This window comes from Paenibacillus sp. LjRoot153 (assembly GCF_964253085.1).
Lineage (GTDB): Bacteria > Bacillota > Bacilli > Paenibacillales > NBRC-103111 > Paenibacillus_E.
This window is the reverse complement of record NZ_CAXUQH020000001.1, coordinates 7,993,631-8,018,455: the sequence shown is the minus strand read 5'-3', so window position 1 is coordinate 8,018,455 and position 24,825 is coordinate 7,993,631. Positions and strand designations below refer to the sequence as shown.

The 24,825-nt window shown below is 49.1% G+C and carries 22 protein-coding genes; 13 read left to right on the top strand and 9 right to left on the bottom strand.

Annotated elements, in window-relative coordinates; all coding sequences use genetic code 11:
• The first annotated feature begins 308 nt into the window (after positions 1-308).
• From ACSQ8P_RS34825 to ACSQ8P_RS34800, 6 genes are all read left to right on the top strand, one after another.
• Positions 309-1,295, top strand: coding sequence for a substrate-binding domain-containing protein (locus tag ACSQ8P_RS34825; protein WP_436239315.1), 987 nt, complete (start codon positions 309-311; stop codon positions 1,293-1,295).
• Positions 1,292-2,752 (top strand): sensor histidine kinase, encoded by a 1,461-nt coding sequence (locus tag ACSQ8P_RS34820; protein WP_436239314.1) that lies wholly within the window; start codon positions 1,292-1,294, stop codon positions 2,750-2,752. The genes ACSQ8P_RS34825 and ACSQ8P_RS34820 overlap by 4 nt, the downstream gene beginning before the upstream one ends.
• Positions 2,727-4,103 carry a response regulator transcription factor gene (locus ACSQ8P_RS34815; protein ID WP_436239313.1) on the top strand — a complete coding sequence of 459 codons (1,377 nt, stop codon included), beginning with the start codon at positions 2,727-2,729 and terminating at the stop codon, positions 4,101-4,103. Before ACSQ8P_RS34820 ends, ACSQ8P_RS34815 begins: the two co-directional genes overlap by 26 nt.
• 236 nt (positions 4,104-4,339) lie before the next feature.
• Positions 4,340-5,722 (top strand): sugar porter family MFS transporter, encoded by a 1,383-nt coding sequence (locus ACSQ8P_RS34810; RefSeq protein WP_436239312.1) that lies wholly within the window; start codon positions 4,340-4,342, stop codon positions 5,720-5,722.
• 284 nt (positions 5,723-6,006) lie between these two features.
• On the top strand, positions 6,007-6,498 hold the full coding sequence (locus tag ACSQ8P_RS34805; protein WP_436239311.1) for an SRPBCC family protein: 492 nt from the start codon (positions 6,007-6,009) through the stop codon (positions 6,496-6,498).
• Between the two features lie 36 nt (positions 6,499-6,534).
• Positions 6,535-7,551 carry an SDR family oxidoreductase gene (locus tag ACSQ8P_RS34800; protein WP_436239310.1) on the top strand — a complete coding sequence of 339 codons (1,017 nt, stop codon included), beginning with the start codon at positions 6,535-6,537 and terminating at the stop codon, positions 7,549-7,551.
• Between the two features lie 336 nt (positions 7,552-7,887).
• Here the strand turns inward: ACSQ8P_RS34800 and ACSQ8P_RS34795 are convergent, their stop codons facing one another.
• A complete protein-coding gene (locus ACSQ8P_RS34795; RefSeq protein WP_436239309.1) occupies positions 7,888-8,244 on the bottom strand; it encodes a FlxA-like family protein in 357 nt (118 codons plus the stop codon).
• A gap of 212 nt (positions 8,245-8,456) precedes the next feature.
• Here ACSQ8P_RS34795 and ACSQ8P_RS34790 point away from each other — a divergent pair, with 212 nt between their 5' ends.
• Both ACSQ8P_RS34790 and ACSQ8P_RS34785 read left to right on the top strand, forming a co-directional pair.
• Complete coding sequence (locus ACSQ8P_RS34790; RefSeq protein ID WP_436239308.1) at positions 8,457-9,302, top strand: MerR family transcriptional regulator; 846 nt, start codon at positions 8,457-8,459, stop codon at positions 9,300-9,302.
• Between the two features lie 93 nt (positions 9,303-9,395).
• Complete coding sequence (locus ACSQ8P_RS34785) at positions 9,396-10,352, top strand: NAD-dependent epimerase/dehydratase family protein (protein ID WP_436239307.1); 957 nt, start codon at positions 9,396-9,398, stop codon at positions 10,350-10,352.
• Between the two features lie 93 nt (positions 10,353-10,445).
• Here the strand turns inward: ACSQ8P_RS34785 and ACSQ8P_RS34780 are convergent, their stop codons facing one another.
• The 3 genes from ACSQ8P_RS34780 to ACSQ8P_RS34770 form a co-directional block, all read right to left on the bottom strand.
• A complete protein-coding gene (locus ACSQ8P_RS34780; protein WP_436239306.1) occupies positions 10,446-12,038 on the bottom strand; it encodes a catalase in 1,593 nt (530 codons plus the stop codon).
• Between the two features lie 148 nt (positions 12,039-12,186).
• Positions 12,187-13,029 (bottom strand): aldo/keto reductase, encoded by an 843-nt coding sequence (locus ACSQ8P_RS34775; RefSeq protein WP_436239676.1) that lies wholly within the window; start codon positions 13,027-13,029, stop codon positions 12,187-12,189.
• 20 nt (positions 13,030-13,049) lie between these two features.
• On the bottom strand, positions 13,050-14,273 hold the full coding sequence (locus tag ACSQ8P_RS34770; protein ID WP_436239305.1) for an MFS transporter: 1,224 nt from the start codon (positions 14,271-14,273) through the stop codon (positions 13,050-13,052).
• Positions 14,274-14,410: 137 nt separating this feature from the next.
• On the opposite strand from ACSQ8P_RS34770, the gene ACSQ8P_RS34765 reads away from it, so the two are divergent.
• On the top strand, positions 14,411-14,830 hold the full coding sequence (locus ACSQ8P_RS34765) for a winged helix-turn-helix transcriptional regulator (protein ID WP_436239304.1): 420 nt from the start codon (positions 14,411-14,413) through the stop codon (positions 14,828-14,830).
• The gene (locus ACSQ8P_RS34760) at positions 14,827-15,195 is read left to right on the top strand and encodes a DUF4180 domain-containing protein (RefSeq protein ID WP_436239303.1); all 369 of its coding nucleotides are present in this window, start codon (positions 14,827-14,829) and stop codon (positions 15,193-15,195) included. Before ACSQ8P_RS34765 ends, ACSQ8P_RS34760 begins: the two co-directional genes overlap by 4 nt.
• Positions 15,196-15,707: 512 nt before the next feature.
• Here ACSQ8P_RS34760 and ACSQ8P_RS34755 read toward each other — a convergent pair.
• Together ACSQ8P_RS34755 and ACSQ8P_RS34750 are read right to left on the bottom strand one after the other, a co-directional pair.
• Complete coding sequence (locus tag ACSQ8P_RS34755; RefSeq protein ID WP_436239302.1) at positions 15,708-16,034, bottom strand: antibiotic biosynthesis monooxygenase; 327 nt, start codon at positions 16,032-16,034, stop codon at positions 15,708-15,710.
• Between the two features lie 116 nt (positions 16,035-16,150).
• Positions 16,151-16,819: an HAD family hydrolase gene (locus ACSQ8P_RS34750; protein ID WP_436239301.1), complete on the bottom strand. Its 669-nt coding sequence runs from the start codon at positions 16,817-16,819 to the stop codon at positions 16,151-16,153.
• Between the two features lie 211 nt (positions 16,820-17,030).
• Here ACSQ8P_RS34750 and ACSQ8P_RS34745 point away from each other — a divergent pair, with 211 nt between their 5' ends.
• The 3 genes from ACSQ8P_RS34745 to rlmN all read left to right on the top strand — a co-directional run bounded on the left by ACSQ8P_RS34745 (position 17,031) and on the right by rlmN (position 21,080).
• Positions 17,031-18,815, top strand: coding sequence for a methyl-accepting chemotaxis protein (locus ACSQ8P_RS34745; protein WP_436239300.1), 1,785 nt, complete (start codon positions 17,031-17,033; stop codon positions 18,813-18,815).
• Between the two features lie 155 nt (positions 18,816-18,970).
• Positions 18,971-19,816: an ABC transporter ATP-binding protein gene (locus ACSQ8P_RS34740; protein WP_436239299.1), complete on the top strand. Its 846-nt coding sequence runs from the start codon at positions 18,971-18,973 to the stop codon at positions 19,814-19,816.
• 181 nt (positions 19,817-19,997) lie between these two features.
• A complete protein-coding gene (gene rlmN, locus ACSQ8P_RS34735) occupies positions 19,998-21,080 on the top strand; it encodes a 23S rRNA (adenine(2503)-C(2))-methyltransferase RlmN (RefSeq protein WP_436239298.1) in 1,083 nt (360 codons plus the stop codon).
• 189 nt (positions 21,081-21,269) lie between these two features.
• Here rlmN and ACSQ8P_RS34730 read toward each other — a convergent pair whose 3' ends face one another.
• The 3 genes from ACSQ8P_RS34730 to ACSQ8P_RS34720 form a co-directional block, all read right to left on the bottom strand.
• On the bottom strand, positions 21,270-21,776 hold the full coding sequence (locus ACSQ8P_RS34730) for a hypothetical protein (RefSeq protein WP_436239675.1): 507 nt from the start codon (positions 21,774-21,776) through the stop codon (positions 21,270-21,272).
• 295 nt (positions 21,777-22,071) lie between these two features.
• Entirely contained in the window at positions 22,072-23,460 is a 1,389-nt protein-coding gene (thrC, locus tag ACSQ8P_RS34725; RefSeq protein WP_436239297.1) for a threonine synthase, read from the bottom strand.
• Positions 23,461-23,616: 156 nt separating this feature from the next.
• Positions 23,617-24,645 carry a copper amine oxidase N-terminal domain-containing protein gene (locus ACSQ8P_RS34720; RefSeq protein ID WP_436239296.1) on the bottom strand — a complete coding sequence of 343 codons (1,029 nt, stop codon included), beginning with the start codon at positions 24,643-24,645 and terminating at the stop codon, positions 23,617-23,619.
• Positions 24,646-24,825 lie beyond the last annotated feature (180 nt).

The following is a 24,825-nucleotide window of genomic DNA, read 5'->3' as shown; positions in this document are numbered from 1 at the left end:
AGCACATATGCCCCATTGAGCCGGATATAGAGGAATTACCTGTATGAAATCCATCTAATCCACATTTCGAGGGTATTTTGGTGAAAATAGATGGAGGTTTTCCAGCTAATCAGCAACTAGCTGCTCAAAGCTAAGTCCACGCTCACGCTCTCGTCTCCTCATCCAAATTCACGACTATGTGCCGTCTTTCACAAACCAGCCCCTCAACGCTCCTCCTATGGCAAACCCTGCATGTGCAACCCTCACCGGGTTCATACTAAACAAAAAGCGTTCCTCCTAGCGGACGAATGCGCTTAGGAGGTGACACGATGCGGAATAGAAGCTGGACGCTCGGTCTGCTGGGCTTATTTCTTGTTTTTTGCTATGTAATGCTGCAATTTCTCAAATCCACCGTGCATATTGGCAGGCTCGTCGGGCAGATGGAGCCGCATAGCGAAGTGGAAGAGCCGTTCAAACACGTTGTGCTGATCGCTCAAGAGCTGGACAACCCATTCTGGCGAACGGTGGAGAAGGGTGCTGGTGAGGCCGCGGCAAGCCGTGGTATGATGATTGATTACTTGGGTCCGATTCGTATCAACCCAGCTGAACAAACGACCCTGCTGGAGAAGTCGATTGCAGCTAAGCCGGATGCCCTTCTTGTGCAAGGGATCAAGGAGCCGCAATATGACATGCTGATCGGCAAAGCGATTGATCAAGGCATTCCTGTGATTACGTTAGATGCGGATGAGCCAGCGAGCCGCAGATTGACCTATGTGGGCACAGATAATCGGGAAGCCGGAAGACAGATAGGAGAGCTCGTGGCGAGAGCAGCAATCGGCAAGGGGCGAATCGGCGTTATTATCGGAAGTGAGCAGGCGGAGAATCAGCAGCAGCGTTTAGAGGGATTCCGAGCTGCTATTGCGAACACGCCTTATTTTGAAATGATAGATATCCGCGCATCGAATATATCCCGCATTCAGGCAGCGAAGCATACGGAGGCGATGCTGAAGCAGTATCCCGCCATTCAGACGATGGTGGGTTTCAGCTCCTTAGATGCAGCAGGCATCGTGGAAGGGGTAAAAGCGGCACATCGAGAGGGTACGCTTGTGTTCGGCTTCGATGATCTCGCTGCGACAAGGCAGGGGATCAGCCAAGGGACCATCAAGGCATCCATCGTGCAACAACCCCATGAAATTGGTTCGGTAGCTGTTCAGTTATTAGCGTCTTTTTTCAAAGGCGGAGCTTTGCCTCAGCAGCATGTTACAGGCACCTACATACTTGATGCGACGACGCTAACACCTGTGAGTTCCCCGTGAACATACGTCGCATGTTGTTTATTGTGCTGCCTGCGCTGTTTATTTTGAATAATGCCGTGGCTTACTTCATCTTTCATAGTGGCAGATCCGTACAGGATAGCTATAATGTCATGCTCGATCGGGTATTGCTATACAAGCAAATTGCCGGGCAAACACAGGACAATCTTCGTGCAATGAACGTTTACTTAGTGGACCGAAGCGAAGACAGCCGGTTGGCCTTCTTGCGCCAGAAGGAGGGGCTGCAGGCACTGCAGCAGAAATTAGCTTCGCTAAACAAGATGCCAGCGACCGACCTCACGTTCCGCAGCTACACCCATATGGTCGACACCTTCATGGCACAGGAAGCAGGGGTGATCCAAGCAGCCAGCAGCCCAGATACATTAGCGTATACGGCCTTTTATGAAGAAGCGGAGCGGACAGCGGCATTCATACAGGAGGAAGGCTACCAGCTGATTGATTTGGAGTTAAACTACTATCAGCCACTCTATCGGCAAATTCTGGTCCAAACGGAGGCCATGAACCAGTGGGGTGTCGTTATTTTCATCCTCACAACCTTGATCAGCATCGTGCTTGCCTATCGCATTTCATGGGGTATCTCGAGACCGATTGGACAGCTGGCTCAGGTAGCGCAGCAAATGTCAAACGGTGATCTGCATGCTCCCATCCCCCAATTGCCGGTAGAGCATGAGTTTGGCGTATTAGCACGAGCCTTTGGACATATGCAGGATAATCTCAAAGCGCTAATTGTGAAGGAAACGGAAGGTTTGGAGAAGGACAAGCAATTGAAAGAAATGGAGCTCGAAGTGTTGCAAAATCAAATGAACCCGCACTTTCTCTTCAATTCCTTGAATGTGCTGTCCAAGCTTGCCCTGCTGGAGGGCGCCGAGCAAACAAGTGATTTGACGGTCACTATGTCGAATTTGCTCCGCTATAATTTGCGAAAGCTGGATCGTCCTGTGCGGCTCAGGGATGAGGTGGAGCATGCGAAACAATATTTCACCATTCAGCAAGCAAGGTTCCGCAATCGCATTCAGTTTGTGATGGAGATTGATGAGGGCGGGCTGGACGTTCCCGTACCGATGCTTACGCTGCAGCCGATACTCGAAAATGTGTTCGTGCATGGCATCGAGGGTATGGAAGCGGGAGCCGTGATTCAGCTCACAATTACACAAGGGAGTGGCGAAACGCTAGTCGCGATATCGGATAATGGGGTGGGGATGAGCGAGGAGATCCGTGCAGCTCTGCTTGATGTGGACGGGGAACCGCAGGTTGCCCACGCTAACGGCCAGTCCACAGGTTTAGGAACACGAAATGTGTTCAGACGCTTAGCTTTATTTTATGGCAAAAAGGATCTCGTGCACATTGAAAGTGATCCTGGCCGAGGGACGAAGGTCGTCCTGCGGCTGCCTGCCGAAGGAGAGGAAGTTGGAGATGTATCGCTTACTGATCGCCGATGATGAAGCGTTAGAGAGAGAAGGCATCGAATGGATCGTCAGCCGGATGATGCCGAATACATTCGAGGTCATTCATGCGGAGAATGGCCGCACTGCGATTCAAAAAGCGGACGAGCACCGTCCCCACATTATCCTAATGGATATCCGTATGCCGGGTATTCAGGGCTTAGAAGCACTAAGGGAAATCAAAGCGCGACATCCTCAGACGAAAATGGTGCTAGTGACCGCCTACGAGCAATTCGAGTATGCGAGAGAGGCTCTTTCTTTAGGGGTCAAGGACTATCTAGTCAAACCAGCCAAACGGGATCAGATCGTTGAGCTCCTACAGCGCCTAGTTGCCGAAATTGAGCAAGAAGGGCGGAAGCGGGAGGGAGAACTCGCGATGCGGGATAACTATTTTCAACTGCTTCCGTTGGCCGAAACGGAAATGGCGTTGGTCATTATGTCCGATCCTGTGAATGAAACGGATGCCGGGTATTTGGCGGAAATTTTGGAGATATCCACCGATCAGGGATGCGGGCTTGTGCTTGCCCTGCCAGAGCTTGGGCCTATATCTGATCAGGAAGCAGGCACCAATAAGAAGAAAATCTACGAAACTGTCAAAACCTTCACGAAAGGTTATCTCAAGAATCGTGTCGGATGTGTGGTCAGCTCGATGGTTCATTGGCATATGGCCATCTTTCTAGTGGATCGTGCGCAGCTGAATACCGAGGTTTTGCGGGAAGAAGCTGCTTCCTTAGGTGAGAAGCTCATAGAACACCTGCGGCAGATACGCGGCATTGACGTGAATGTAGGCATTGGTTCGATTCGATATGAGATGGAGGGGATTCGAACGTCCTACTTTGAAGCGGTATTTGCTGCGACGTATGATAAAAAGTGGGGCAACCTGCGGTCCTTCGAGGAACTGAAAGAGCTCCCCACAGAAGGGCAGCGAAGCCTGGTCGAATCGCGTACCGCCGACAATTTGTCGGAGCGTACTTACGTGGAGTTAGCCATTAGGCGAATCCGCGAGGAGCGTGAGCACCAAACGTGGACGGTACTGGATCGTGCACTGACTTACATACACGAGAAGCTTCAGGAAGATATTTCACTTGAGGATGTTGCGGAGCTTGTTCACTTGAATCCCCATTATTTCAGCAAAGTGTTCAAACAGCAAACCGGAGAAACTTTCATCGACTATGTGACACGACTACGCATTGAGAGGGCCAAGGAGCTCATTAGCGAAGGTCAGCTTAGCCTGAAGGAAGTCTGCTATTTGGTCGGTTATAAAGATCCGAATTATTTTAGCCGCGTGTTTAAAAAGGTGACAGGTGTTACCCCGACGGAATACCGCACGGGGCTTAAGGAAGAATAGTCCATGCTGGGGGCAAGGACTATTTTGTTATTTCCGGACAAGATTGTGCTAGTCGGATGCTAGGCAGAAGCTTGAGTTCGAGACGGATTATTTTTATGCTGGTATACCACAAATAAGTGCAGGGAAAGGTTCCCCAGCTGTCATGTTGCCCATGCTATAATGAGTCTCGCTTCATACAAAATATAAGATTAAAGACTCGCATAAAGTTGCGGCAGACGTCAGAAGGGAACATCATTGTGAGTGTACAAATAGACAATTCAAGTCAGCAAGTGAGTATGAAATTCGTCACACTTGTCTCTATCGTTGCTGCGCTTGGCGGGCTTTTATTCGGCTTCGATACAGCCGTCGTATCAGGTGCGGTTGGTTTCATGAAAGAGCGTTTTACGCTCAGTGAAGTGGAGATAGGCTGGGCGGTTTCCAGCTTAATTATTGGGTGCATCGTGGGTGCTGCAGCATCTGGCGTCCTGAGTGATCGTTTCGGTCGGAAAAAGGTTCTCATTGCAGCTGCGCTGCTTTTCATTATTGGCTCTATCGGATCTGCGATCCCGGATACATTCACGGGGTATATTATTGCTCGTATCATTGGCGGACTCGGTATTGGGATCACATCAACGCTTTGCCCGCTGTATAACGCGGAGATAGCGCCTGCGAAATATCGCGGCCGACTGGTCGCATTGAATCAATTTGCTACGGTGACGGGAATTTTCCTCGTCTATTTCATCAATACCAGCATTGCGAATCATTCGGATGAAGCCTGGAATATTGCGACGGGCTGGCGTTGGATGTTCGGCTTTGGAGCATTTCCTGGCTTAGTGTTCTTAGTTCTACTTTTCTTCGTACCCGAAAGCCCGAGATGGTTAATCAAGCAAGGAAGAGCAGCGGAGTCACTTCCGATCCTCCTTCGCATTCATGGGGAAGAACTGGCTAAAAAAGAAGTGATGGAGATCAAGGAATCTTTTAAACAAGAAAATGGTTCCATTCGCCAACTATTCAGCCCAGCGTTACGGCTAGCATTAATCGTCGGTGTGGGCTTGGCCGTTCTCCAGCAAGTGACTGGCATCAATGCGGTGATGTACTATGCGCCTGAGATTTTCAAGCAAACCGGCACAGGCACGAATGCTGCACTGACGCAGACGATTTTGGTTGGATTAATCAATTTCCTATTCACAATCCTTGCTATCTGGCTCATTGATAAAGTGGGTCGGAAGGTGCTGCTGCTGGTCGGTTCCGCTTCAATGACGGTCTGCTTGGCGGTGATTGGCATCGCGTTCCACACGGGGCACACATCAGGCAATCTTGTACTCGTCTTTATCCTACTTTACGTAGCTTCCTTCGCGGTGTCCTTAGGGCCCGTTGTTTGGGTGATCATGTCCGAAATTTTCCCGAATCGTATTCGCGGCAAAGCAACAGCCATCGCTTCGATGGCACTGTGGATCGCAGATTATGTGGTCTCACAGACGTTCCCTCCACTGCTTAGCTCTGCAGGTCCAGCGATAACCTTCTGGATCTTCGGCATCCTCTCCTTGGTGACGTTCGTCTTCACGATGCGAGTTGTGCCTGAAACGAAGGGCAGATCACTCGAAGAAATCGAGTCCCTATGGTCCGCGAAAAAAGCATAAAAGCATGAACAGAAAGGCCGGGGCCCTAACCTCGGCTTTTTTGCTGCCACATAAGAAAGTATAAGTTTTCGGCTTCCGAAAACAGCTTTCTTATTGGCGATAAAACCATTTATAGGGATCTTCGGTCGGAGACCAAAGTCTCTCCTCTTCAAACGCGGTCGCTCATCTGTGAATGGCCTCGATAGAGGTTTTCTCATTTCTTGATTTGAACCCGCATCTACAAGTAAGATGAAGCTAGGACAATTGGATGTACTTGTAAAAGGACAAAATGGAGGAGGCGTCGTATGATAGCTGCTCTGCAATCCGCCCAAGGTGGATATTTGGCTCGTTATGAGCGTCATTGGCAGCATGATGTGAAGGAAGTATGGTCATGGTTGACGGAAAATGACAAGCTAATGCAGTGGTTTCCCGAATTAGAGGTGGGCGAGCTCCGTGAAGGCGGAGTGATAAAGTTCAACATGCCTAACGGGACAGTCATTCCTATGGACATTCTGGAGCTTAGCCAAGATCAGGTGTTGGCTTTTACATGGGATGAGGATCGTGTTCGATTCGAACTTCATGCGGAGTCAAACGGTGGATGTCGTCTCGTGTTCAGTGAGTACTTACATAAAATCAAGGAGCACACGCCAAGAGATTTGGCCGGGTGGCACGTGTGTTTAGATGTGATTGAGGCGCTGCTAGAGGGTAGAACAATTGCCTCACGTAAGGATATGTGGAATGACTGGTATGTGAAGTATAAGCATCTGACAGACGCAGTTCTGACGAATAAGGCGTAATACATACATTGATATGGGTAAAACGGAGGCGAAATCATGAAGGCACTATTTATTGGCGGCACGGGGACCATCAGCTCGGCGATTACGAAACAACTGCTAGCTACAGGCTGTGAGTTATATTTGTTGAATCGAGGCACGCGCAATGCGGACTTGCCAGAAGGTGCGCATATCCTGCAGGCGGACATTAACGACGAGGAGCGCGTGGCGAAGCTGATCGCGGACTTATCGTTCGATGTTGTCGCGGATTTTATCGCGTTCGAGCCGTCTCAGCTGGAGCGGGATTACCGACTTTTTCAAGGCAGAACGAAACAATTTATCTTCATCAGCTCGGCTTCCGCGTATCAAACACCTTTATCTGATTACCGGATCACGGAAGGAACGCCATTATCCAACCCCTTATGGGCTTACTCCAGAAATAAAATCGCTTGTGAAGAGTATTTAGTTAAACAATACCGGGAGCAGGGCTTCCCGATCACGATTATTCGGCCGAGCCATACGTATGATGAGCGCTCCATCCCTCTTGGTGTACATGGTACGAAGGGAAGCTGGCAGGTAGCCAAACGCATGCTGGAGAATAAACCCGTGATCATTCACGGCGACGGAACATCCTTATGGACGATGACGCACAACAGCGATTTTGCCAAAGGCTTCATTGGTCTCATGGGCAATCTTCATGCCATTGGGGAATCTGTTCATATCACTTCTGATGAGACATTGACGTGGAATCAAATTTACGAAGCCATCGCGGATGGGCTAGGTGTGAAGCTTCACGCTGTGCATGTGGCGTCAGAATTCCTCGATGCTTGCAGCACTCAGGACTACCGTGGAGGCTTGCTTGGGGATAAGGCGAACTCGGTTGTTTTTGACAACGCGAAGTTGAAACGGCTTGTGCCCGAATTCGTGGCTACAACGCGATTTGATCAAGGGATGAAACGGACTATCGCTCATATCTTGGCTAATCCAGAGCTTCAGCGGGAAGATCCGGAATTCGATGTGTGGTGCGACAAGGTTATTGGGGCACTAGAGTCTGCAAAGAAAGCGATCCTCGCGTAAAAAAAGACTTCACCTGATTTCATTTCATGCCCGACTAAATGGAAAACATACAGTTAATTCTCTCGTATTCTTCCGAAATCAACGATTAGATGGAAAATATGCAGTTAAATCACCCGTTTTCATCTGTTTTCTCTCGGATTCTTGAAATTAGATGGAGGATTTCCAGTTAATCGACTGAAACACGAATTGGCGCTGAAATTAGCTGTATAAAATACAGTTAATCTTGTGTTCGGCCCAAGGTTGCCCGCATCCCTGCACAAGGGAAGAGAGCACCAACGTGGCTGCCGTATACAAAAAGGGACGTACTTGTCAAAGTACAGTCCCTTTTTTCTCAGTTTAAATCAGAATATCCAACGTACCGTTGGGATTCGTATTCATTTTCTTACTTGCAGCGTTGCTCTGCCCGTTAGGGTTGTTCGCGTTCCTAGCGCCAGAATCCTGTTGGCTAGAGCTGTCGCTGCTGCTAGATTTCGAGCTCGCCTGCGCGATCTGCTGATCAATCTGTTGGATCTGTTGCTGGATGAGCTGCACCTTGCGCTCTTTCGTTTTCTGATCATCTTTGCTCTGCTGTTCCTTTGTTAGTTCGGCTTGCAGCTTGGCCTTTTGCTTCTCAAGGGCGGCTGTGTCAGTTGAACTAGAGGAGAAGGAATATGAGCTGCTACTGGATGTGGACGATACATTGGAAATCGACATAGGGGTCTCACCCTCCTTTCTAGCTTCAATTTGGAAATGTTGGGAAGCCCACAGACGATTATGACATGCCAAATTGAGGAAACGCTGAAGGCACACTGAGGATTTGCTTAAAATTGCAGATCGGGTGAGACAAGCGGCAACTTGTTCACCTTATTCTAAGTGGAATCCGTATAATGGATATACACGGACAGGGATTTGAAAGGCGGATAACAATGTCGAATTTTATTAGAATCGGACTCTTTTCCAAAATCGCGCAGGTGACCATACGCACCCTGCGCCATTACGATGAGCGCGGCTTACTTAAGCCTGCCTATATCGACCTCGCGACTAGCTATCGGTATTACACGTATGACCAGCTCACTCGGATTCACCATATCGTGGTGCTGAAGGAGACAGGGTTTTCATTAGATGAGATCGCGACGATGATCGATCAAGCACTCACGATGGACGACATGAAGCAGATGATGCACAAGAAAAAAGCGGAGCTAGCGAATCAAATAGAGGAAGCTGCGCAACAAATGGCGCGTATTGAGTCTAGATTGCATCAACTAGAACGACTGGGTGAGAAGCCTGCTTATGAGGTTGGGATTAAGCAAGTACCAGTGCTATATATAGCCGGGCTTCGCCGAATCGTACCTCGCGTACAGGATATGCCCGTCTACCGCTGTCAGATGTTCGAGGAGCTCGAAGAAGGGCTGGGGGGTCAGGCATTGATCGGGCATATGCAGCAAGAGTACGTTCTGTATCATATGACGGAGTTTATCGAGGAGAATTTCGACATTGAAGTGGGGTTTAGCTTTAATTCCTTAGCGCATCTTCGTCCAGCAGGACCAATCACCGTATATGAAATTCCAGCCGAGCCTATGGTGGCAAGTCTTGTTTACAAAGGGCCTTTCATGGGTGTTGGAGAGGGGATTCTGGCGCTTTTTACATGGCTTGGAGCAAATGGCTATGCACAAACCGGTCCGGTTCGGGAGCTGCACCTATTCGGTAGAGAAAATCATCATCATGATTACAACAATGTAGTCGTGGAACTTCAAGTGCCTATATCGCAATAACAATAAACTGCCCAACTATTTGTAGATATCTCTTGACTCTCTCGTTACGGTAGACAATATCGTTAGGGTATCGAAGACGAGGGGGCATGATGAATGAGTAATCAAGTGCATGTGATTGTTGGAACGGGGCCACTCGGGATGGCGGTCATGCGGGAGTTAAAGCGGCGCGGGGTCGAGCGTATACGGATGGTGAATCGCAGCGGTAAATTGTCCGAGGCGGCAGAGGTGGAAGTGGCTAAAGGGGATGTTTCCCAACATGCTAATGCAGTAGAGCTATGTAAGGATGCTGCCGTGGTCTACCACTGTGCTCATCCGGGCTATACGAACTGGCCGACCCAATTCCCCGGCCTTACCCGAGGGATTATGGCAGGTGCTGCTGCTGCAGGTGCGAAGCTGATCTACGGTGACAACCTGTATATGTATGGCCAAGCGAAGCAGCCTCTGACAGAGAGCCTACCGGACCTAGCTACTGGCAAAAAAGGGCTAACACGCGCCCAGATGGCGGAGGAATTGTTGCTTGCGCATCAATCGGGGAAGGTCCGCGTGGCGATTGGCCGCGCATCGGATTTCTATGGGCCTGGGGTTAAGCAGTCCTCCCTGGGGGAGCGCGTCTTTGGCTTCGCCTTGAGCGGCAAGCCTGTAGGTTTGTTAGGTAACTTGGATATGCCGCATACCTATACGTACATTGATGACTTCGCCAGAGGACTTGTGACGCTTGGTCATGAGGATCGTGCGCTGGGTGAAGTCTGGCATCTGCCAAGTGCGAAGACGCTCACAACCCGGCAAATGATCGAGTTGATTTTCGATGAGCTGGGTACAGCAAGCAAAATTAGCACATTATCTCGCGGCATGGTGACGATGATCGGCCTTTTCCATCCGATGCTGAGGGAGCTCAAGGAAGTGTTTTACGAGTTTGAGCATCCCTTCATTGTGGATCACAGCAAATTTGAGGCTGCCTTTGGCCCGCAAACGACGACTCCGCATGAGGAAGCCATCAGGCATACCGTGCGGTGGTATAAGGAAATGATGCAGGAGCAGCGGGCTCGGTAGGGGGCATACCACTGGGTACCACGTTCCGTTTCGCTCACAACTCGGCGCCCTCTCACAACCCAAAAAGGCACCCATCCCGGGTGCCTTCCTCTTTTAATAACCGTCCGTCCGCTGCCCAGCGTTCTCCGCTAATTCAGCCCCAGCTTTCGCAGCGGCTGAACCCAAGTGCTCTAGCGCAACCTTCGCTTGAGCTAGCCCCTCAGAGACCCGCCGACCGTAATCCGGATCGGCATTCGTGAAATACGTGATCATGTTCGCCTGTATCACAGGCTTACAGATCTTCAAAGCATCCACCAAATTCGCGATTAACTCATCGCGCTCCCAATCCTCGAACTTGCGGTACGTATCGCCCGCCTGCTGAAAATCATTCGTGCGGCTTATCTTCTCGCGAACAAGCCGGTCATTATACATCGGCTGATGCTCTTTGCCCGAAGGGGCCGCTTCCTGTAACCCGCCAAGCGAAGAGGGCTCGTAATTCACATGTGGATTTTGCCCAGGAGCTTTGTCCACCATCAGCGTCATTTGCCCATCCCGCTGGTTCGTGGCAACTGGCGACTTCGGAGCATTGATCGGCAGCTGGAGGTAGTTCGTGCCAACGCGATACCTTTGCGTATCCGAGTAGGAGAATGTCCGACCCTGCAGCAGCTTATCGTCCGAGAAATCGAGGCCATCGATGAGAACACCGGTCCCGAAAGCGGCCTGCTCTACCTCGGCAAAATAGTTCTCCGGATTGCGATCCAGCACCATTTTGCCCACTTTCCGGAAAGGTATCTTCTCATGATCCCACAGCTTCGTCGGATCCAGCGGATCGAAATCGAGCTCAGGGTGCTCGTCGTCGCTGAGAATCTGGACACACAACTCCCACTCCGGATAGTCACCGCGTGCAATCGCTTCATACAAATCCTGTGTGGCATGGCTAATATTTTTACCCTGGATCGCCTCGGCTTCGGACTGTTTCAGGTTCTTCATCCCTTGCTTCAGCGGCTCCCAATGGTATTTCACAAGCACTGCGTCCCCGCTCTGATTGACCCATTTGTACGTATTGACGCCTGACCCCTGCATTTGCCGATAGTTGGCTGGAATGCCCCACGGTGAGAAGAGGAAGGTGATCATATGTGTCGCCTCCGGTGTATTCGAGACGAAATCGAACATTTTCTCCGGGTTCTGTAGGTTCGTGACCGGGTCCGGCCTGAATGCGTGTACCATATCGGGAAATTTCAACGGATCGCGGATGAAAAAGATTTTCAAATTATTACCGACTAAGTCCCAGTTGCCATCCTCGGTATAAAATTTCGTCGCAAAGCCGCGCGGATCCCGCAATGTTTCTGGCGAGTACGTGCCGTGTACCACGGTCGAAAACCGAACAAAAACAGGGGTACGCTTCCCCTTCTCCTGAAAAAGCTTAGCCCGTGTATACGTAGAGACCGGCTCGTCGCCGACTTGGCCATACGCCTCGAAATACCCGTGAGCCCCAGCACCGCGCGCATGCACCACACGCTCTGGAATTCGCTCCCGATCAAAATGGGAAATTTTCTCGATGTAATGGTAATTTTCGAGTGTCGACGGCCCGCGATTGCCAATCGTGCGGATGTTCTGGTTATCCGAAATCGGATGGCCTTGGCGGTTCGTTAGAGTCATATTGGTTTGATTTGTTTGTTCGGTGCTGCCTTTTTGTTCATTACTCATGTCGTTGATCCAGCCTCCCATCGGTAGTTACAAGTAACTTTTACCAGTTAGAGGGAAATTATTCCTAGCAAAAAGCCCTCAACCACTTTCCGAAGAAGGGAGCGAAGGACTTGTCAGATTTAGCGAGAGCTTCATCCTCCCGCGTCGATTAAAAATCGAAATTGTCCGGATCAGGGCCGACACGCAGATTCTGATTCATGCTATTGATCGCCGCCATATCCTCGTTCGTGAGTTCGAAATCGAAGATCGAACCATTTTCCAAGATGCGATGTTCTTTCGTCGATTTAGGAATGGTAACGATACCGCGCTGCAAATCCCACCGCAGGATGACTTGGGCAATAGATTTGCCGTGACGTTCAGCCAGTGCCTTCAATGTAGGGTTATCCAAAAGCTGACCCTGCATCAGCGGGGACCATGCTTCTAACTGAATGCCATGCTCCTTGCAAAAGTCATGTATGTCCGTTTGAGCTAAAAGAGGATGAAGCTCCACTTGGTTGACCATTGGTTTAATCGTCCCAGTGCCCATCACGTCCTCCAAATGATGAATTTGGAAATTACTCACGCCGATCGCTTTGACGCGGCCCTCTTGATAGAGCGTCTCAAGCGCTCGCCACGCCTCTACATATTTGCCCTGAACAGGCCAATGGATGAGATACAGATCGAGATAGTCCAAGCCTAGCTTCTCCAAGCTTGCTTCGTAGGCTGCGATCGTGGACTCATAGCCGAGATCGGCATTCCATACTTTTGAAGTTACGAAAAGTTGATCTCTTGTTAAGCCATTTTCCGCCATTCCTTCGCGAATCCCTTGGCCCACGCTGCTTTCATTGCCGTAAATGGCCGCGGTATCGATACTGCGATATCCGATTTTTATGGCTGCTTTCACCGCTTGCACAACCTCCGGGCCATCCTCTACCTTAAATACTCCGAGCCCTAGCCATGGCATAGCTACGCCATTATGAAGTGTAGTTACAGCTTGTAGGTTGTTGATCATTGTGTTTTGTACTTGGTTTGTCATTGTGGTATTCCTCCTAAAATGGTTGGTTGTGATGGTTGCATTTGCTCTGATTTTTCGAGTTTTCGGCTCCAGATAGTAAGTAGAACGGCACCGAAAACCATGAATCCGCCTACCCAGGTGGTATGAATGAGTCCGATGGAATCGGTAATAACGCCACCGAGGAATGCTCCCCCCGCAATACCCGCGTTGAAAGCCGCAATGTTGAAGGCAGATGCGACATCTTTGGCCTCTGGGGCAAATCGTTCTGCAAGCTGGACAACATAAATTTGCAAGCCAGGTACGTTCATGAATGCGAGTAATCCCATGAAAAAGATGGTGATTAAGCCCGCAGCTTTAAATGGCGCTGTGAACATAAAGAGAAACAGCACGATGGATTGTAAAAGAAACATGACGAGCAATGCTTTGCTTGCGTTACGGTTCGCGGCGCGACCTCCAATGATATTGCCGATCGCAATGGCAACCCCATACAGGAGTAGTATTAACGCTACCGTATGCTCTGCAAACCCTGTAATCTCATGTAACAACGGAGATAAATACGTGAACACCACGAATGTGCCGCCGTAGCCTAAGGCTGTAATGGAAAAGGCGAGCAGCAGTCGCCCGTTCGTGACCAGCTTCAGCTGTGTACCAAGCGGTGTCCGGATGCCTTTGCGTAAATCGGAGGACACCAAGATCAGGTTCGCAATGAGAGCCACTACGCCAACAGCGACAATGGCGAAGAAGGCAGCGCGCCAGCCCAGCTGCTGGCCGAGGTAAGTACCGATCGGCACACCGGTCACGGTGGCGACGGTAAGCCCTGAGAACATGAGCGCAATCGCGCTGGCTCTGCGGTTCTCGGGCACAAGATCGGCGGCGATGGTCGAGCCAATCGACATGAAGATGCCGTGCGCCAGTGAAGAGACGACGCGAGCGATCAATAGAACGGCGATGCTGCTTGCCGTGGCAGCCAATAGATTACCTGCGATAAACACGAGCATGATCCAGAGCAGCAGCGTTTTGCGCGAAACGGTTGAGGTTAGTGAAGTTAAGATGGGGGCTCCTAAAGTAACCCCTAACGCATATAAAGTAACGGTTAATCCAGCGCCTGTGATAGATATATGAAGGTCTTCAGCAATGAGCGGAAGCAGTCCGACACTGATAAACTCGGTTGTGCCAATGGCGAAGGCGCTAACCGCAAGGGCAAGCAGCGCCAGCGTATTTCCTTTAGTTTCTTTTTTCATAGCAATCACTCCAAACTTGAATGTCCCGGCCGGTAAGTGCTATTATCAGACATAATAGTCGGATTGACCAGTACGTACTTTTTAGTACGGTAGGTACTTTTTAGTGCCTATAGAATGGGATGGAGGGGAAGCATCAGATGGCTAAAAAGCTGTACAACATCTCTGTAGAAGCCACTCTGGAAGTGATCGGCGGGAAGTGGAAGTGCGTCATTCTCTGTCATTTGACCCATGGTAAGCGGAGAACGAGTGATCTCAAGCGACTGATGCCTAGAATCACTCAGAAAATGCTGACACAACAGCTTAGAGAGCTCGAAGACGATGGGATCGTGGAGCGGATCGTGTACAATCAAGTTCCGCCTAAAGTGGAGTATGCGCTCAGCGAGTATGGCGCAAGCCTGAAACCGATTTTGGATTCGCTCTGCATGTGGGGAGAAACGCATATTATCAAAGAATACGGAGATAAATTCGTTGTTCTTGAGGAAAATGTACTAAATAAACGGGACGAAGAGGTCCTAGTTGACGACGAACTTATGGAGAAAGAGGTAGAAATGACATGAATACAACGATCAATCAGAAGGGCGATTCCCAGATAGCTATCGTTGAGAGCACGGACATTCTCATCAGCAACGGGCAAGATGCGCTAGATTTAATGGCATCAATCCGATACCTGACGGGATGCGACAAGTTTATTATTCATCAGTGGAATGTGACCGAGGATTTCTTCGAGCTTAAAACAAAACTAGCTGGCGATGTTCTCCAGAAATACACGAACTACCAGATGAAAATGGCTGTCATCGGCGATTTCGATCAATACGACAGCAAAAGCCTCCGCGATTTCATCTACGAATGCAATCACGGCAAGCAATTCTTCTTCGTTGCAGACGAGCAGGCTGCGTTAGATGCTTTGCATGGTGTGAAGTAGGTACGTGCTGGCACCTAGGAAGGTGTAGACGGCATAACACAATACAGACACCCCATAACCCATAACCCATAACACGTAATAGACAACACCAACAAATTTAGCTACTCAAGTAACCGGTCGGACGCATACTTAACCAGCACCAGCACCAGCACCAGATGTCGGCGTCCCCAAGTTTACCTGTAACAGCCCCGCGGTATCGAATAACTGGAAAAACTACAGCTATTCCTGCCGTTTTCCCGTCGAAACTCGTTTTAACTGGAAAATCTGTAGTTAATTTGGCGGTTTCTAGCTGGATGAGTGCAAAATACTGAAATTAGCTACAGGAAATCCAGTTAATCGAATTTACATCGCGGAATCCGCTGATTTAGCTGTACTTTTTACATTTAATCTGACAGCGGTGGTGCACTCATGGCGGGTAGGTGAGGCAATGTGCTTCTGCACCGTACTGCCGCGAAGCCCCCCAACCAATCAACAAACAAAAAAGCAGCGCAGGATCTCCCCGCGCCACCTTTTTATTGCCCGAACTGGCCAGGCCGCACTTTCTTCACATCAAACATGCTTACATTCGATGAAATGACGTACTCTGGACGTTCCTGTCCTTTACTATTGCGGTGGCCTGCGAGATGCTCCGGGCTTTTCTCCCAGTTTTTCCACGCTTGCTCGGACTCCCAACGAATGAAAACGACGACCTCTTCAGTCTCTTTGCTCCGCTTATTGACCATAACGGTCACATCAATAAGCCCTTCCATGCCGTCCAACGGCCCTTCCTTGCTAAAGCGTTCCACGACTTTATCACTATTACCAGGTTGTACAATAATAGTTCTCTGTTGAATAAGCACGAAGTTCAGCTCCTTCTTAACTAAGTATGATTATGAGAATCATTATCAGTTAAATTGAGGGAGCCGTCAACACAAGCTTTTTCTGTTTACCGAATCATTTCCGTCTGCTAAATCATCTACTTACCCTCGACCGCCTCTAGCAACGCTTGCAGAGACAGCTCTTCCAGAGTCCCCACTGTACGCGGCTCCCCGTCAAAAGAGAGGAACTTCGTAACCGGGTTAGGCACCACGATGTAATGCATCCCTGCGGCTGCCGCAGCGCGAGCGCCGTTAGGTGAATCCTCGATCGCAATCGCTTCGTTTGGCTGTACACCAAGATCCCTCAGCGCAAGCTCATACAGCTCGGGATGAGGCTTCACCAAAGCGACATCTTCAGCTGTGCGAATCGTTTCGAAATAGTGGCCGATCCCCAGCTGTGCCAAATACTTATCGATCCAAGCTCGCTTGGAGCTGGAGGCTAACCCAATGCGCAGGCCTAATTCTTTGGCCGCCGCTAAATAATCAAGAATGCCCGGGCGAATGCCTTCATGTGCCATTTTTTCAGTATGTCGAACATGTACGCTATCCCGAAATGCCTTTCGGTCCAACGGAATTTTCTTCTCCGTGATCAAATATTCATAGGGGTCAAAATCATGCAAGGACGTTCCAATGCACTTCCCGTACATGTCCAAAGTTAGCTCGACTTCATGCTCGAGATAAGCTTCTCGGAACGCCTCATACCAAGCTGTCTCAGTATCCAGAATCGTGCCGTCAAAATCAAAAATAAGCGCTCGAATCGCTGGCATCATCCTACAACTCCTTTTTCCTGTAATCCTCAACTAGGACTATGGACATATCTTTACTTCCTTGAAGAGCGAATCACAACAAATTCTACATAAAATTGGGAAGGGTTTCTAAAAACTTTGTCGAAATCTAGAAGACTAACCTATCTGACCTATCTGACCTGTATGTACCAAATCGCTGTGCTGTACAACTCTGGAGGTGTTTTTGTTAATCATGTCACAAGCTAAATCACAAGACAAGCAAACATCTGTAAGGTTTTTTCGATCACTTTCATTCAAAATTTCAGCTTGGACAGCCGCCTGCTATATTCTAATTTGCGTGCTGCTTACCTTCGTTTCCTATCAACAGCATCAACAGCAAATGTCAGACAACTTGATCGCACTTGAAGGGGTTTTCCACGCGCCCCTCATGCAGAAAATAGAAAACATTGAGAAATCAAAGACAGAATTAAAGAAAAATCAGGAAGCTTACAAATATGAACCTGCTGTCATGAGCGTACAGGAGGATATGGACCGTGTTTCACAGGGGGAATTGGTGGAAAACGCCTACTTATTTTACCCAGAATGGACAACCTCCGAGGGAGAGCCAGCCCTCTTGAATCTGTTATCCAATTCGGAGCTTTATGTCGATGAGAAACCAGCAGAGCCTTATGTGCCAGTGCCAGAGCTGCGTGCTGCGCTTGAGGAAGCAGAGAAAACAGGTTTCGGTATCACGGGTACCTACCAAGATTCATTAGGAACATGGGTGAGTGCGGTAAGCGCGATTCGAGATAAGGATGGCAAGCTTGTTGCTTTCGCGGGGTTAGATTTCGATTACGGTGTTCTTCAGTCCCAGATGAACAAATATACGCTCCAATCGGTATGGACGGGTTTAATCGCCATTGTGATCGGGACACTCTTCATCGTATCCATTGTACGACTGTATTTACGTCAGATTACCCCATTAATGAAGCTAGCACAGTCGGCGGCAGCAGGGGACTTGTCGGATGCATCGCTGGTCAAAAGCAAAAGCCATGATGAATTGGGTGTATTGGGCAATCATTTGAAGGATATGGTCGGGAACCTTCGCGGGCTCATTGTTCAGATCGCACAAGCAGCGCAACAAGTTTCGGCGGCATCGGAATCGCTGCAAACGGGTGCTCAGCAGACGAGTCAATCTACAGCATCTGTCTCGGATATGATGGGCCAGCTTGCTTCGCATTCGGAGCAGCAACGACAAGGCACCGAAGAAAGCAGTCATGCCATGAATGAGATGGCTGTCGGCATTCAGCGTGTAGCGGAATCTGCAGGTCATGCCACGGACATTTCGGGCCATGCCCGCGCTCATACGAGTGAAGGCAATGCGCGGATGGGGCAAAGCATGCTGCAAATAACGGAAGCGCTGCGCTCTGTACAGCAGGCAGTACAAGCGATTCAGAGCTTGAAGTCGATGTCCGAGGAAATCGGAGAGATCACAGTCCTCATCACGAATGTGACGAAACAAACGAATTTGCTTGCACTGAATGCCTCCATTGAGGCAGCGAGAGCAGGCGAGCACGGCAAAGGCTTCGTCGTCGTTTCCACGGAAATCCGCAAGCTTGCGGATCAATCTCGACTGGCGACAGAGCGTATTGCTGAGCTCGTTGAGCGTGTCCAACACGAGACGGGAGCCGCTGTTGTCGCAATGGATCGCGGTCTTGGGGAAGTGGAGGCTATGCAGGCTGTCGTTCAACAAACGGACGGTACATTTAAGGATCTTTCTGGCACGGTGCAGGAGGTCGTCGATCAGATGACGGATGTATCTGCCGTTTCGGAGCAAATGTCAGCAAGTTCAGAGGAAGTACTAGCGGGAATCGTGGAAATGGCAGAGTTAACTCGCATGACAACGGAGCTTACACAGGCTGTTGCAGCCGCGACGGAGCATCAACTAGCGACGATTTCGGAAGTTGCCAGGACAGCTAACGAATTAAGTGGGATGTCGAATGAGCTGCAATTGGCTGTGGCTCGGTTTAAGGTTTAAGTGTCCAAATAGTTGGAAGAAGTAGGATGCCTGCGGGCATCCTATTTTTGTATGAAAAACCTTGACATTTTCATTGATAATGATTATCATTTTTATTTAATGGAGAGAAATTATCGAAGCATTCAACCCTATTATTGGAAAAGGGGATGTTCCTCATGGCAATAGCAACGAGAATATATACCGAACAACTACATGTTTCTTACGATAAATTGAAAATTATTAATGATTTGAGCATCGAGATTCCAACGGGCAAGATCACCGCATTAGTCGGTGCCAATGGCTCGGGGAAATCGACGATATTGAAAGCTATGTCGCGATTATTAAAGCCGACAGAAGGGACCGTGTTCCTAGATGGCCATTCCATTCATCATCAATCGACGAAGGAAATCGCGAAGAAATTAGCGATTTTGCCGCAATCGCCATCTGCTCCGGAAGGCATTACAGCCGAAGAACTAGTAGGATATGGCCGTTTTCCGCATCAGCGCGGTTTCCAGAAGATGTCCAGCGCCGATCGCGAGATCATCAACTGGGCGTTCGAAGTGACAGGGATGACAGCGTTCAAGGATCGTCCGATCGATCATCTGTCAGGTGGGCAACGTCAACGGGTATGGATCGCAATGGCGTTAGCGCAGCAGACCGATATGCTGTTCTTGGATGAGCCAACGACGTATTTGGATATGGCGCATCAGCTGGAGGTCCTCTGTTTGTTGAAGGAAATTAACGAGCGTCACAATACGACGATCGTCATGGTTGTGCATGATTTGAATCATGCGACGCGTTATGCGGATCATTTGATCGCAATCAAATCAGGGAATGTCGTCTATGAAGGCGCACCGATGGAAATTGTAACACCACAAATGCTGCTCGATGTGTTCGCCATTCATGCCGATGTCATCGTGGATAAACGTGCCGGCGTGCCGCTCTGTATCCCTTATGGCTTGGTAACAGATGATGAAGTCGTGGCGGAAGAGGAACGTAAAGTAGTAGTAACGAGTGCTTGATTAGCTTAGATGAACCTGTAATAGAGGTGCCCCCAGATCGGGAGGTGCCTTTTCTTTGTGGAAATGAAAGGCTTCCCTTGTGTTCAGGGAGGATTTTTGGCACAATACTAACTAGATGGTACGCTTCGGCTGCTTAGAAGAACTGGACTGCATGTGATAGTCTTGAAAAGAGGATAACGGAATGAAACTTTCATCCATATATGGATTAACTTTTGATCAACTGGTCGCATGGCTGGCCGAAAAAGGCTACAAAAAGTCACGCGCCCTGCAAGTATGGGATTGGCTGTATCGTAAGCGGGTCGCTTCGTTTGCGGAAATGACGGATGTGAAAGAGGACTGCTTGGCCATGTTGAGCGAGCATTTTGCTATCCATACCTTGAATGAACACACGCGGCAGGAATCAGCGGATGGCACGATGAAATTCCTGTTCAAGCTATCGGACGGCAATTTGATCGAAACGGTCTTAATGCGTCATAAATTCGGCTTATCCGTCTGTGTGACGACGCAAGTGGGTTGTAACATTGGGTGCAGCTTCTGTGCCAGTGGCTTGTTGGCCAAGAGCCGGGACTTGTCCGCCGCGGAAATCGTGGAACAAATTATGAAGGTCCAATTTCATTTGGACGCCATAGGCAAAGCTGAACGCGTCAGCCATATTGTTGTAATGGGGATTGGCGAACCGTTCGATAACTTCGTGAATATGGTCGATTTCATCCGCGTCGTGAAGGATCAGAAAGGTTTGGATATTGCAGCAAGACACATCACAGTATCCACCAGCGGTCTGGCGCCTAAGATTAGAGAGTTCGCGGACTCGGATCTGAAAGTAAACTTAGCGATTTCCTTACATGCACCGACGAACGAGCTTCGTACACGCATCATGAAAATCAACAAAGCAATTCCGATCGAGACGTTGATGGAAGCGATTGAGTACTATTTGGAGAAAACGAATCGCCGTATTACGCTTGAATATATTTTGCTCAAAGACGTGAACGATGGCAGAGAGCATGCACTTCAACTGGCTGAGTTAATTCAGCATATCCGCCAGCTGGCGAATGTGAACTTAATTCCGTACAATCCGGTGGATGAGCACAGCCAATATCAGCGGAGTGAACGCGAATCGGTGCGTGCCTTCTATGACACGCTCAAGAAGCAAGGCATCTCGTGCAGTGTGCGATTGGAGCACGGGACGGACATTGATGCCGCATGTGGACAACTGCGAAGCAAACAAATCAAACAATCCACAGGGGATAACGTTGTGGCGGGATAGAAGTAAGGTCTGTGGATGAATGTCATTCGCAGGCCTTTTTGCATACATATTTCGTTTAATAGCAATTATCGTTATGTATAATTAACATTTTATGGTGATAACGTATATTTTCGATTGGCAAATATAAGCCCTAATGACACAAAAAGGCGTCCTTGCAGTGAACCCGCAGGACGCCTTTTTCATTCGTGTTTAGTTTCGACTACGTAAGATCATCATTAGGCCGCCAACGACAATGAGCCCGATGGCGATGATCGAATTGTTATGGAATAGCGTCCCGAAGATCGAACCGATGGAGAAGATCGCGAAGAACAGCAGCGACATCACCGATAGGATGTTAATCGGAATGAGCAAATACTTATTGCGGCCGCCGAACCAATATAGTTCGAACAAGCCGACTGCCACAGCCAGCATGAAACCCGGCCACATGAGGTGCCAAATATCGAAAAGTGTGGAGATTTGGCACACGATACCTGTCGTTAGCAGAATTCCGCCTGGAACAAGTACGCCTACACCCCGTCGTTGCAGGATGAAGAAGTACAACCAGTGGAAGAAGATTCCGATGGGAATGACGAAGAGTGTCGGCCAGAAATATTCAAAAATGGTGCCTGTACTGAATGATACATCCCCTTTTAGAAATATAAAAACACCTAGCAGAATCAAGATCGGGCCGAGAAAGGCGCTGCGATTCATATTCATATTCAATTTGTTCACTCCTATGTTTAGATTCATTACTCTAAGAATACCATGACAGGGTACAAGTGTCTTCAGACTATAGGGAAGGACGGAGATCGGTCTGAGGACTGATTTAACTTGAATAAGTGCAGCTCCTGAGGTGTACTAAATGTGCGCTTGGGGGAGGAAGGTGGGCAACAGTAATAGCTAGAGCAGCGTGAGAGAGATGGGAAGGGGATTCCACACGCAAAAAGCCTTCCCTCCACGACGTGGAAGGAAGGCTTCTAACAGAAGGGGCAGAGGCCCCTATAAATCCTTACTAGAAAAACTTCACGAGCTCATCCTTGATCTCGTCGTTCGAACCGCCAACCACCTTCTGAAACTGTGGTTTGTCGAACAGAGCTTGGATTTGCTCCGGATACGTCTGAGCAATACCGCGCAAGCGGATCGACTCATCGAACTTCGCTGGATGCGCAGTGGACAAGGATACCGTTACCTCGCCATCAGCGCCGAGTTTATCGGCTGCGGCAACACCGCACGCTGTGTGCGGATCGAGCAGGTACTCGTACTTAGCGTGGTAGTCGCTGATCGTGTCGAGACACTCCTCATTCTTTACGCCATACGCGGCGAAGTCAGCCTGTACGGTCTTCAACTTGTCGGCTGGGATGACAACGCGGCCTTCGGCCTTGAACTGCTCCATGATCGCGTTAACAGCCGCAGCGTCTTCGCCGTATAGATAGAACAAGTAGCGCTCGAAGTTGCTTGCGACTTGAATGTCCATGGAAGGGCTATAAGTACCACGGAACTCGCCTGGTTGATACACGCCTTCTTGTACGAATTTCTCAAGAATATTGTTTTCATTCGTAGCAAGAATGAGCTTATTAATCGGAAGCCCCATTTTCTGAGCCAGATAACCAGCAAAAATATCGCCAAAGTTGCCAGTCGGCACGCTGAAATTCACCTTCGCGGCCTGGTGCTCTTGTGGCAGTTGGAAGTAAGCGTAGAAATAATACACCGTTTGAGCTAAAATACGGGCAATGTTGATCGAGTTAATCGCGCGCAAATGGTAGCGGTGCTTGAACTCAACATCAGCGAAAAGCTCCTTGATAATGCGTTGGCAATCATCGAAAGTACCCTCAACCGAAAGATTCAACACATTCGCGTCATTGACGGTTGTCATCTGAAGCTCTTGTACCTTGCTGACCTTCTGGTGCGGATGCAGGATACAAATACGGATGCCCTCTTTACCACGAACACCTTCGATTGCCGAAGCCCCTGTATCTCCGGATGTAGCTCCGAGGATGTGGATAATGGAATTCGTTTTGCGCGAAACGTACGAATAGAGATTGCCAAGGAATTGCAGGGCAATATCCTTGAAAGCAAATGTAGGCCCGTGGAACAATTCGAGTACATACGTATCATCACTTAGGCGCTTAACCGGCGTAACCGCTTCGTCGCGGAACGTTGCATAGCTTTCATCAACGAGCTGCTTCAGCTCATCGCGTGGAATTTCGTTGTTCACAAACAGTGAGAAAATTTCAAGAGCGAGCTCTGAGTAGGAGAGCTTTGACCAGCTTTGAAGTGTGTCAGCGGATAGCTGCGGGATGTTTTTCGGTACGAGTAGACCGCCGTCATTGGCCAATCCCATCAGGATCGCATCGATGAAGCCGATAGGTTCTACTTTGCCGCGAGTGCTAATGTATTCCATATGAGTCCCCTTATACGATTGAATTTTCAGTTATTGTATCAAAAAACAGAACATTTGGACAGTGTACATCCGTCACGGGCGTTCACCGCTCCAAACAAAAACGGGCTGTCCCATAAGGACGGCCCGAAATTTCTTACATATAGTAGTGTTCGAATCCTACTCTTCCGTAGCAGCAACAACGATTTTCCAAGCATTGCTGATGGGCGGTAAGCTTTTGGTCATCACAGGTCCGTAAAACCCAACAACTTTCGTACCTGCAACGAGTGCAGCTTGATCCATAGGATCCCCTTTGCCATCCACGATGGCTGTGTCTTTGCCAATGGTAAGAACGATCTCATCCTGCGCATCCTCAGTTAAGCCCTCACCGTTAACAAGAAGGCTGCCATCCTCGCGAACAGCTTCAATGACACCTGCTGTACCTAATGCACCTTTGTGGACCGTTGTATCTAGAACAGTGATGTTGGATGCAGACGTTTGTGGAGGCAAGCTCATCGTCATCGCCATGGAATGCTCCGCAGAGATCGTCAAACCTACATGAAGATCAGCCAGTGTTAGTTTAGAACCATCTAGCATTTGGTAGGTTGTGTCTGGTCCTACGTTGAGGACAATACCGCCAACCCCCGTGTCTTGAATGTGAATTTGTGCGTTATTGCCTGCTGTTGTACGAATGGAGGTAATGACGCCCGTCGATTGCACTTTCTTGGCCTCCTCTTTCATCGTGATCCCGATGGAGTTTCCTGCTGTCGTGACGGTCCCATGCAGAATCGTGCCAAAGAAGGAAGCAGGTACGTACATCATGCTGTTCACTAATTGAGGTGCTGTGCCGAGTTGTGTCAGCATTTTATTTATCGAGTAGCGATCTTCGCCTATTTTCACTGTTGTAAAAAGGTTCCCCTTCGTCAGATCAACCGCATAAGTTGCGGGATTCCATGTGAGCGTGAAGCCAAGGCTTTCGGCAACAGCGCGAAGTGGGAGCATGGGCTCCGTGATTCCCGTTTTCTCAAATCCGGATTCATTAATCGCGGCGCCATTTACTTGAATGATAATAGGGGCTTCTAAAATCGTTTTTACAGGCTGAATTTGCTTTGCGTGCATATCAGGAATGACGGCTTCAGAGGTAGCTGCATAAGCGGCTCCTGTTGTCAGCATGCTGGATAGGGAGAGGATGGCTAGTGTTTTTTTCATCATAGGTTTCATCGTGTTTTACTTCCTTCCTGTATGTAAAATATGGGTGATGGTCTGTTCACTCTAACGCATGGATCTGTGATAAGGTTGCAGACGAACCGAAAGTTTCATTTTATACGAGATACAGAGTGGACTTCATAGGGTGGAAACTATAGAATCAATGTGTGTGCCAAGAAATTG

Coding starts and splice junctions, on each gene's coding strand:
- ACSQ8P_RS34825 (WP_436239315.1), top strand. CDS start 309: ATGCGGAATAGAAGCTGGACGCTCGGTCTGCTGGGCTTATTTCTTGTT.
- ACSQ8P_RS34815 (WP_436239313.1), top strand. CDS start 2,727: ATGTATCGCTTACTGATCGCCGATGATGAAGCGTTAGAGAGAGAAGGC.
- ACSQ8P_RS34805 (WP_436239311.1), top strand. CDS start 6,007: ATGATAGCTGCTCTGCAATCCGCCCAAGGTGGATATTTGGCTCGTTAT.
- ACSQ8P_RS34800 (WP_436239310.1), top strand. CDS start 6,535: ATGAAGGCACTATTTATTGGCGGCACGGGGACCATCAGCTCGGCGATT.
- ACSQ8P_RS34795 (WP_436239309.1), bottom strand. CDS start 8,244: ATGTCGATTTCCAATGTATCGTCCACATCCAGTAGCAGCTCATATTCC.
- ACSQ8P_RS34790 (WP_436239308.1), top strand. CDS start 8,457: ATGTCGAATTTTATTAGAATCGGACTCTTTTCCAAAATCGCGCAGGTG.
- ACSQ8P_RS34785 (WP_436239307.1), top strand. CDS start 9,396: ATGAGTAATCAAGTGCATGTGATTGTTGGAACGGGGCCACTCGGGATG.
- ACSQ8P_RS34780 (WP_436239306.1), bottom strand. CDS start 12,038: ATGAGTAATGAACAAAAAGGCAGCACCGAACAAACAAATCAAACCAAT.
- ACSQ8P_RS34775 (WP_436239676.1), bottom strand. CDS start 13,029: ATGATCAACAACCTACAAGCTGTAACTACACTTCATAATGGCGTAGCT.
- ACSQ8P_RS34770 (WP_436239305.1), bottom strand. CDS start 14,273: ATGAAAAAAGAAACTAAAGGAAATACGCTGGCGCTGCTTGCCCTTGCG.
- ACSQ8P_RS34765 (WP_436239304.1), top strand. CDS start 14,411: ATGGCTAAAAAGCTGTACAACATCTCTGTAGAAGCCACTCTGGAAGTG.
- ACSQ8P_RS34760 (WP_436239303.1), top strand. CDS start 14,827: ATGAATACAACGATCAATCAGAAGGGCGATTCCCAGATAGCTATCGTT.
- ACSQ8P_RS34750 (WP_436239301.1), bottom strand. CDS start 16,819: ATGCCAGCGATTCGAGCGCTTATTTTTGATTTTGACGGCACGATTCTG.
- ACSQ8P_RS34745 (WP_436239300.1), top strand. CDS start 17,031: ATGTCACAAGCTAAATCACAAGACAAGCAAACATCTGTAAGGTTTTTT.
- ACSQ8P_RS34740 (WP_436239299.1), top strand. CDS start 18,971: ATGGCAATAGCAACGAGAATATATACCGAACAACTACATGTTTCTTAC.
- rlmN (WP_436239298.1), top strand. CDS start 19,998: ATGAAACTTTCATCCATATATGGATTAACTTTTGATCAACTGGTCGCA.
- ACSQ8P_RS34730 (WP_436239675.1), bottom strand. CDS start 21,776: ATGAATATGAATCGCAGCGCCTTTCTCGGCCCGATCTTGATTCTGCTA.
- thrC (WP_436239297.1), bottom strand. CDS start 23,460: ATGGAATACATTAGCACTCGCGGCAAAGTAGAACCTATCGGCTTCATC.
- ACSQ8P_RS34720 (WP_436239296.1), bottom strand. CDS start 24,645: ATGAAAAAAACACTAGCCATCCTCTCCCTATCCAGCATGCTGACAACA.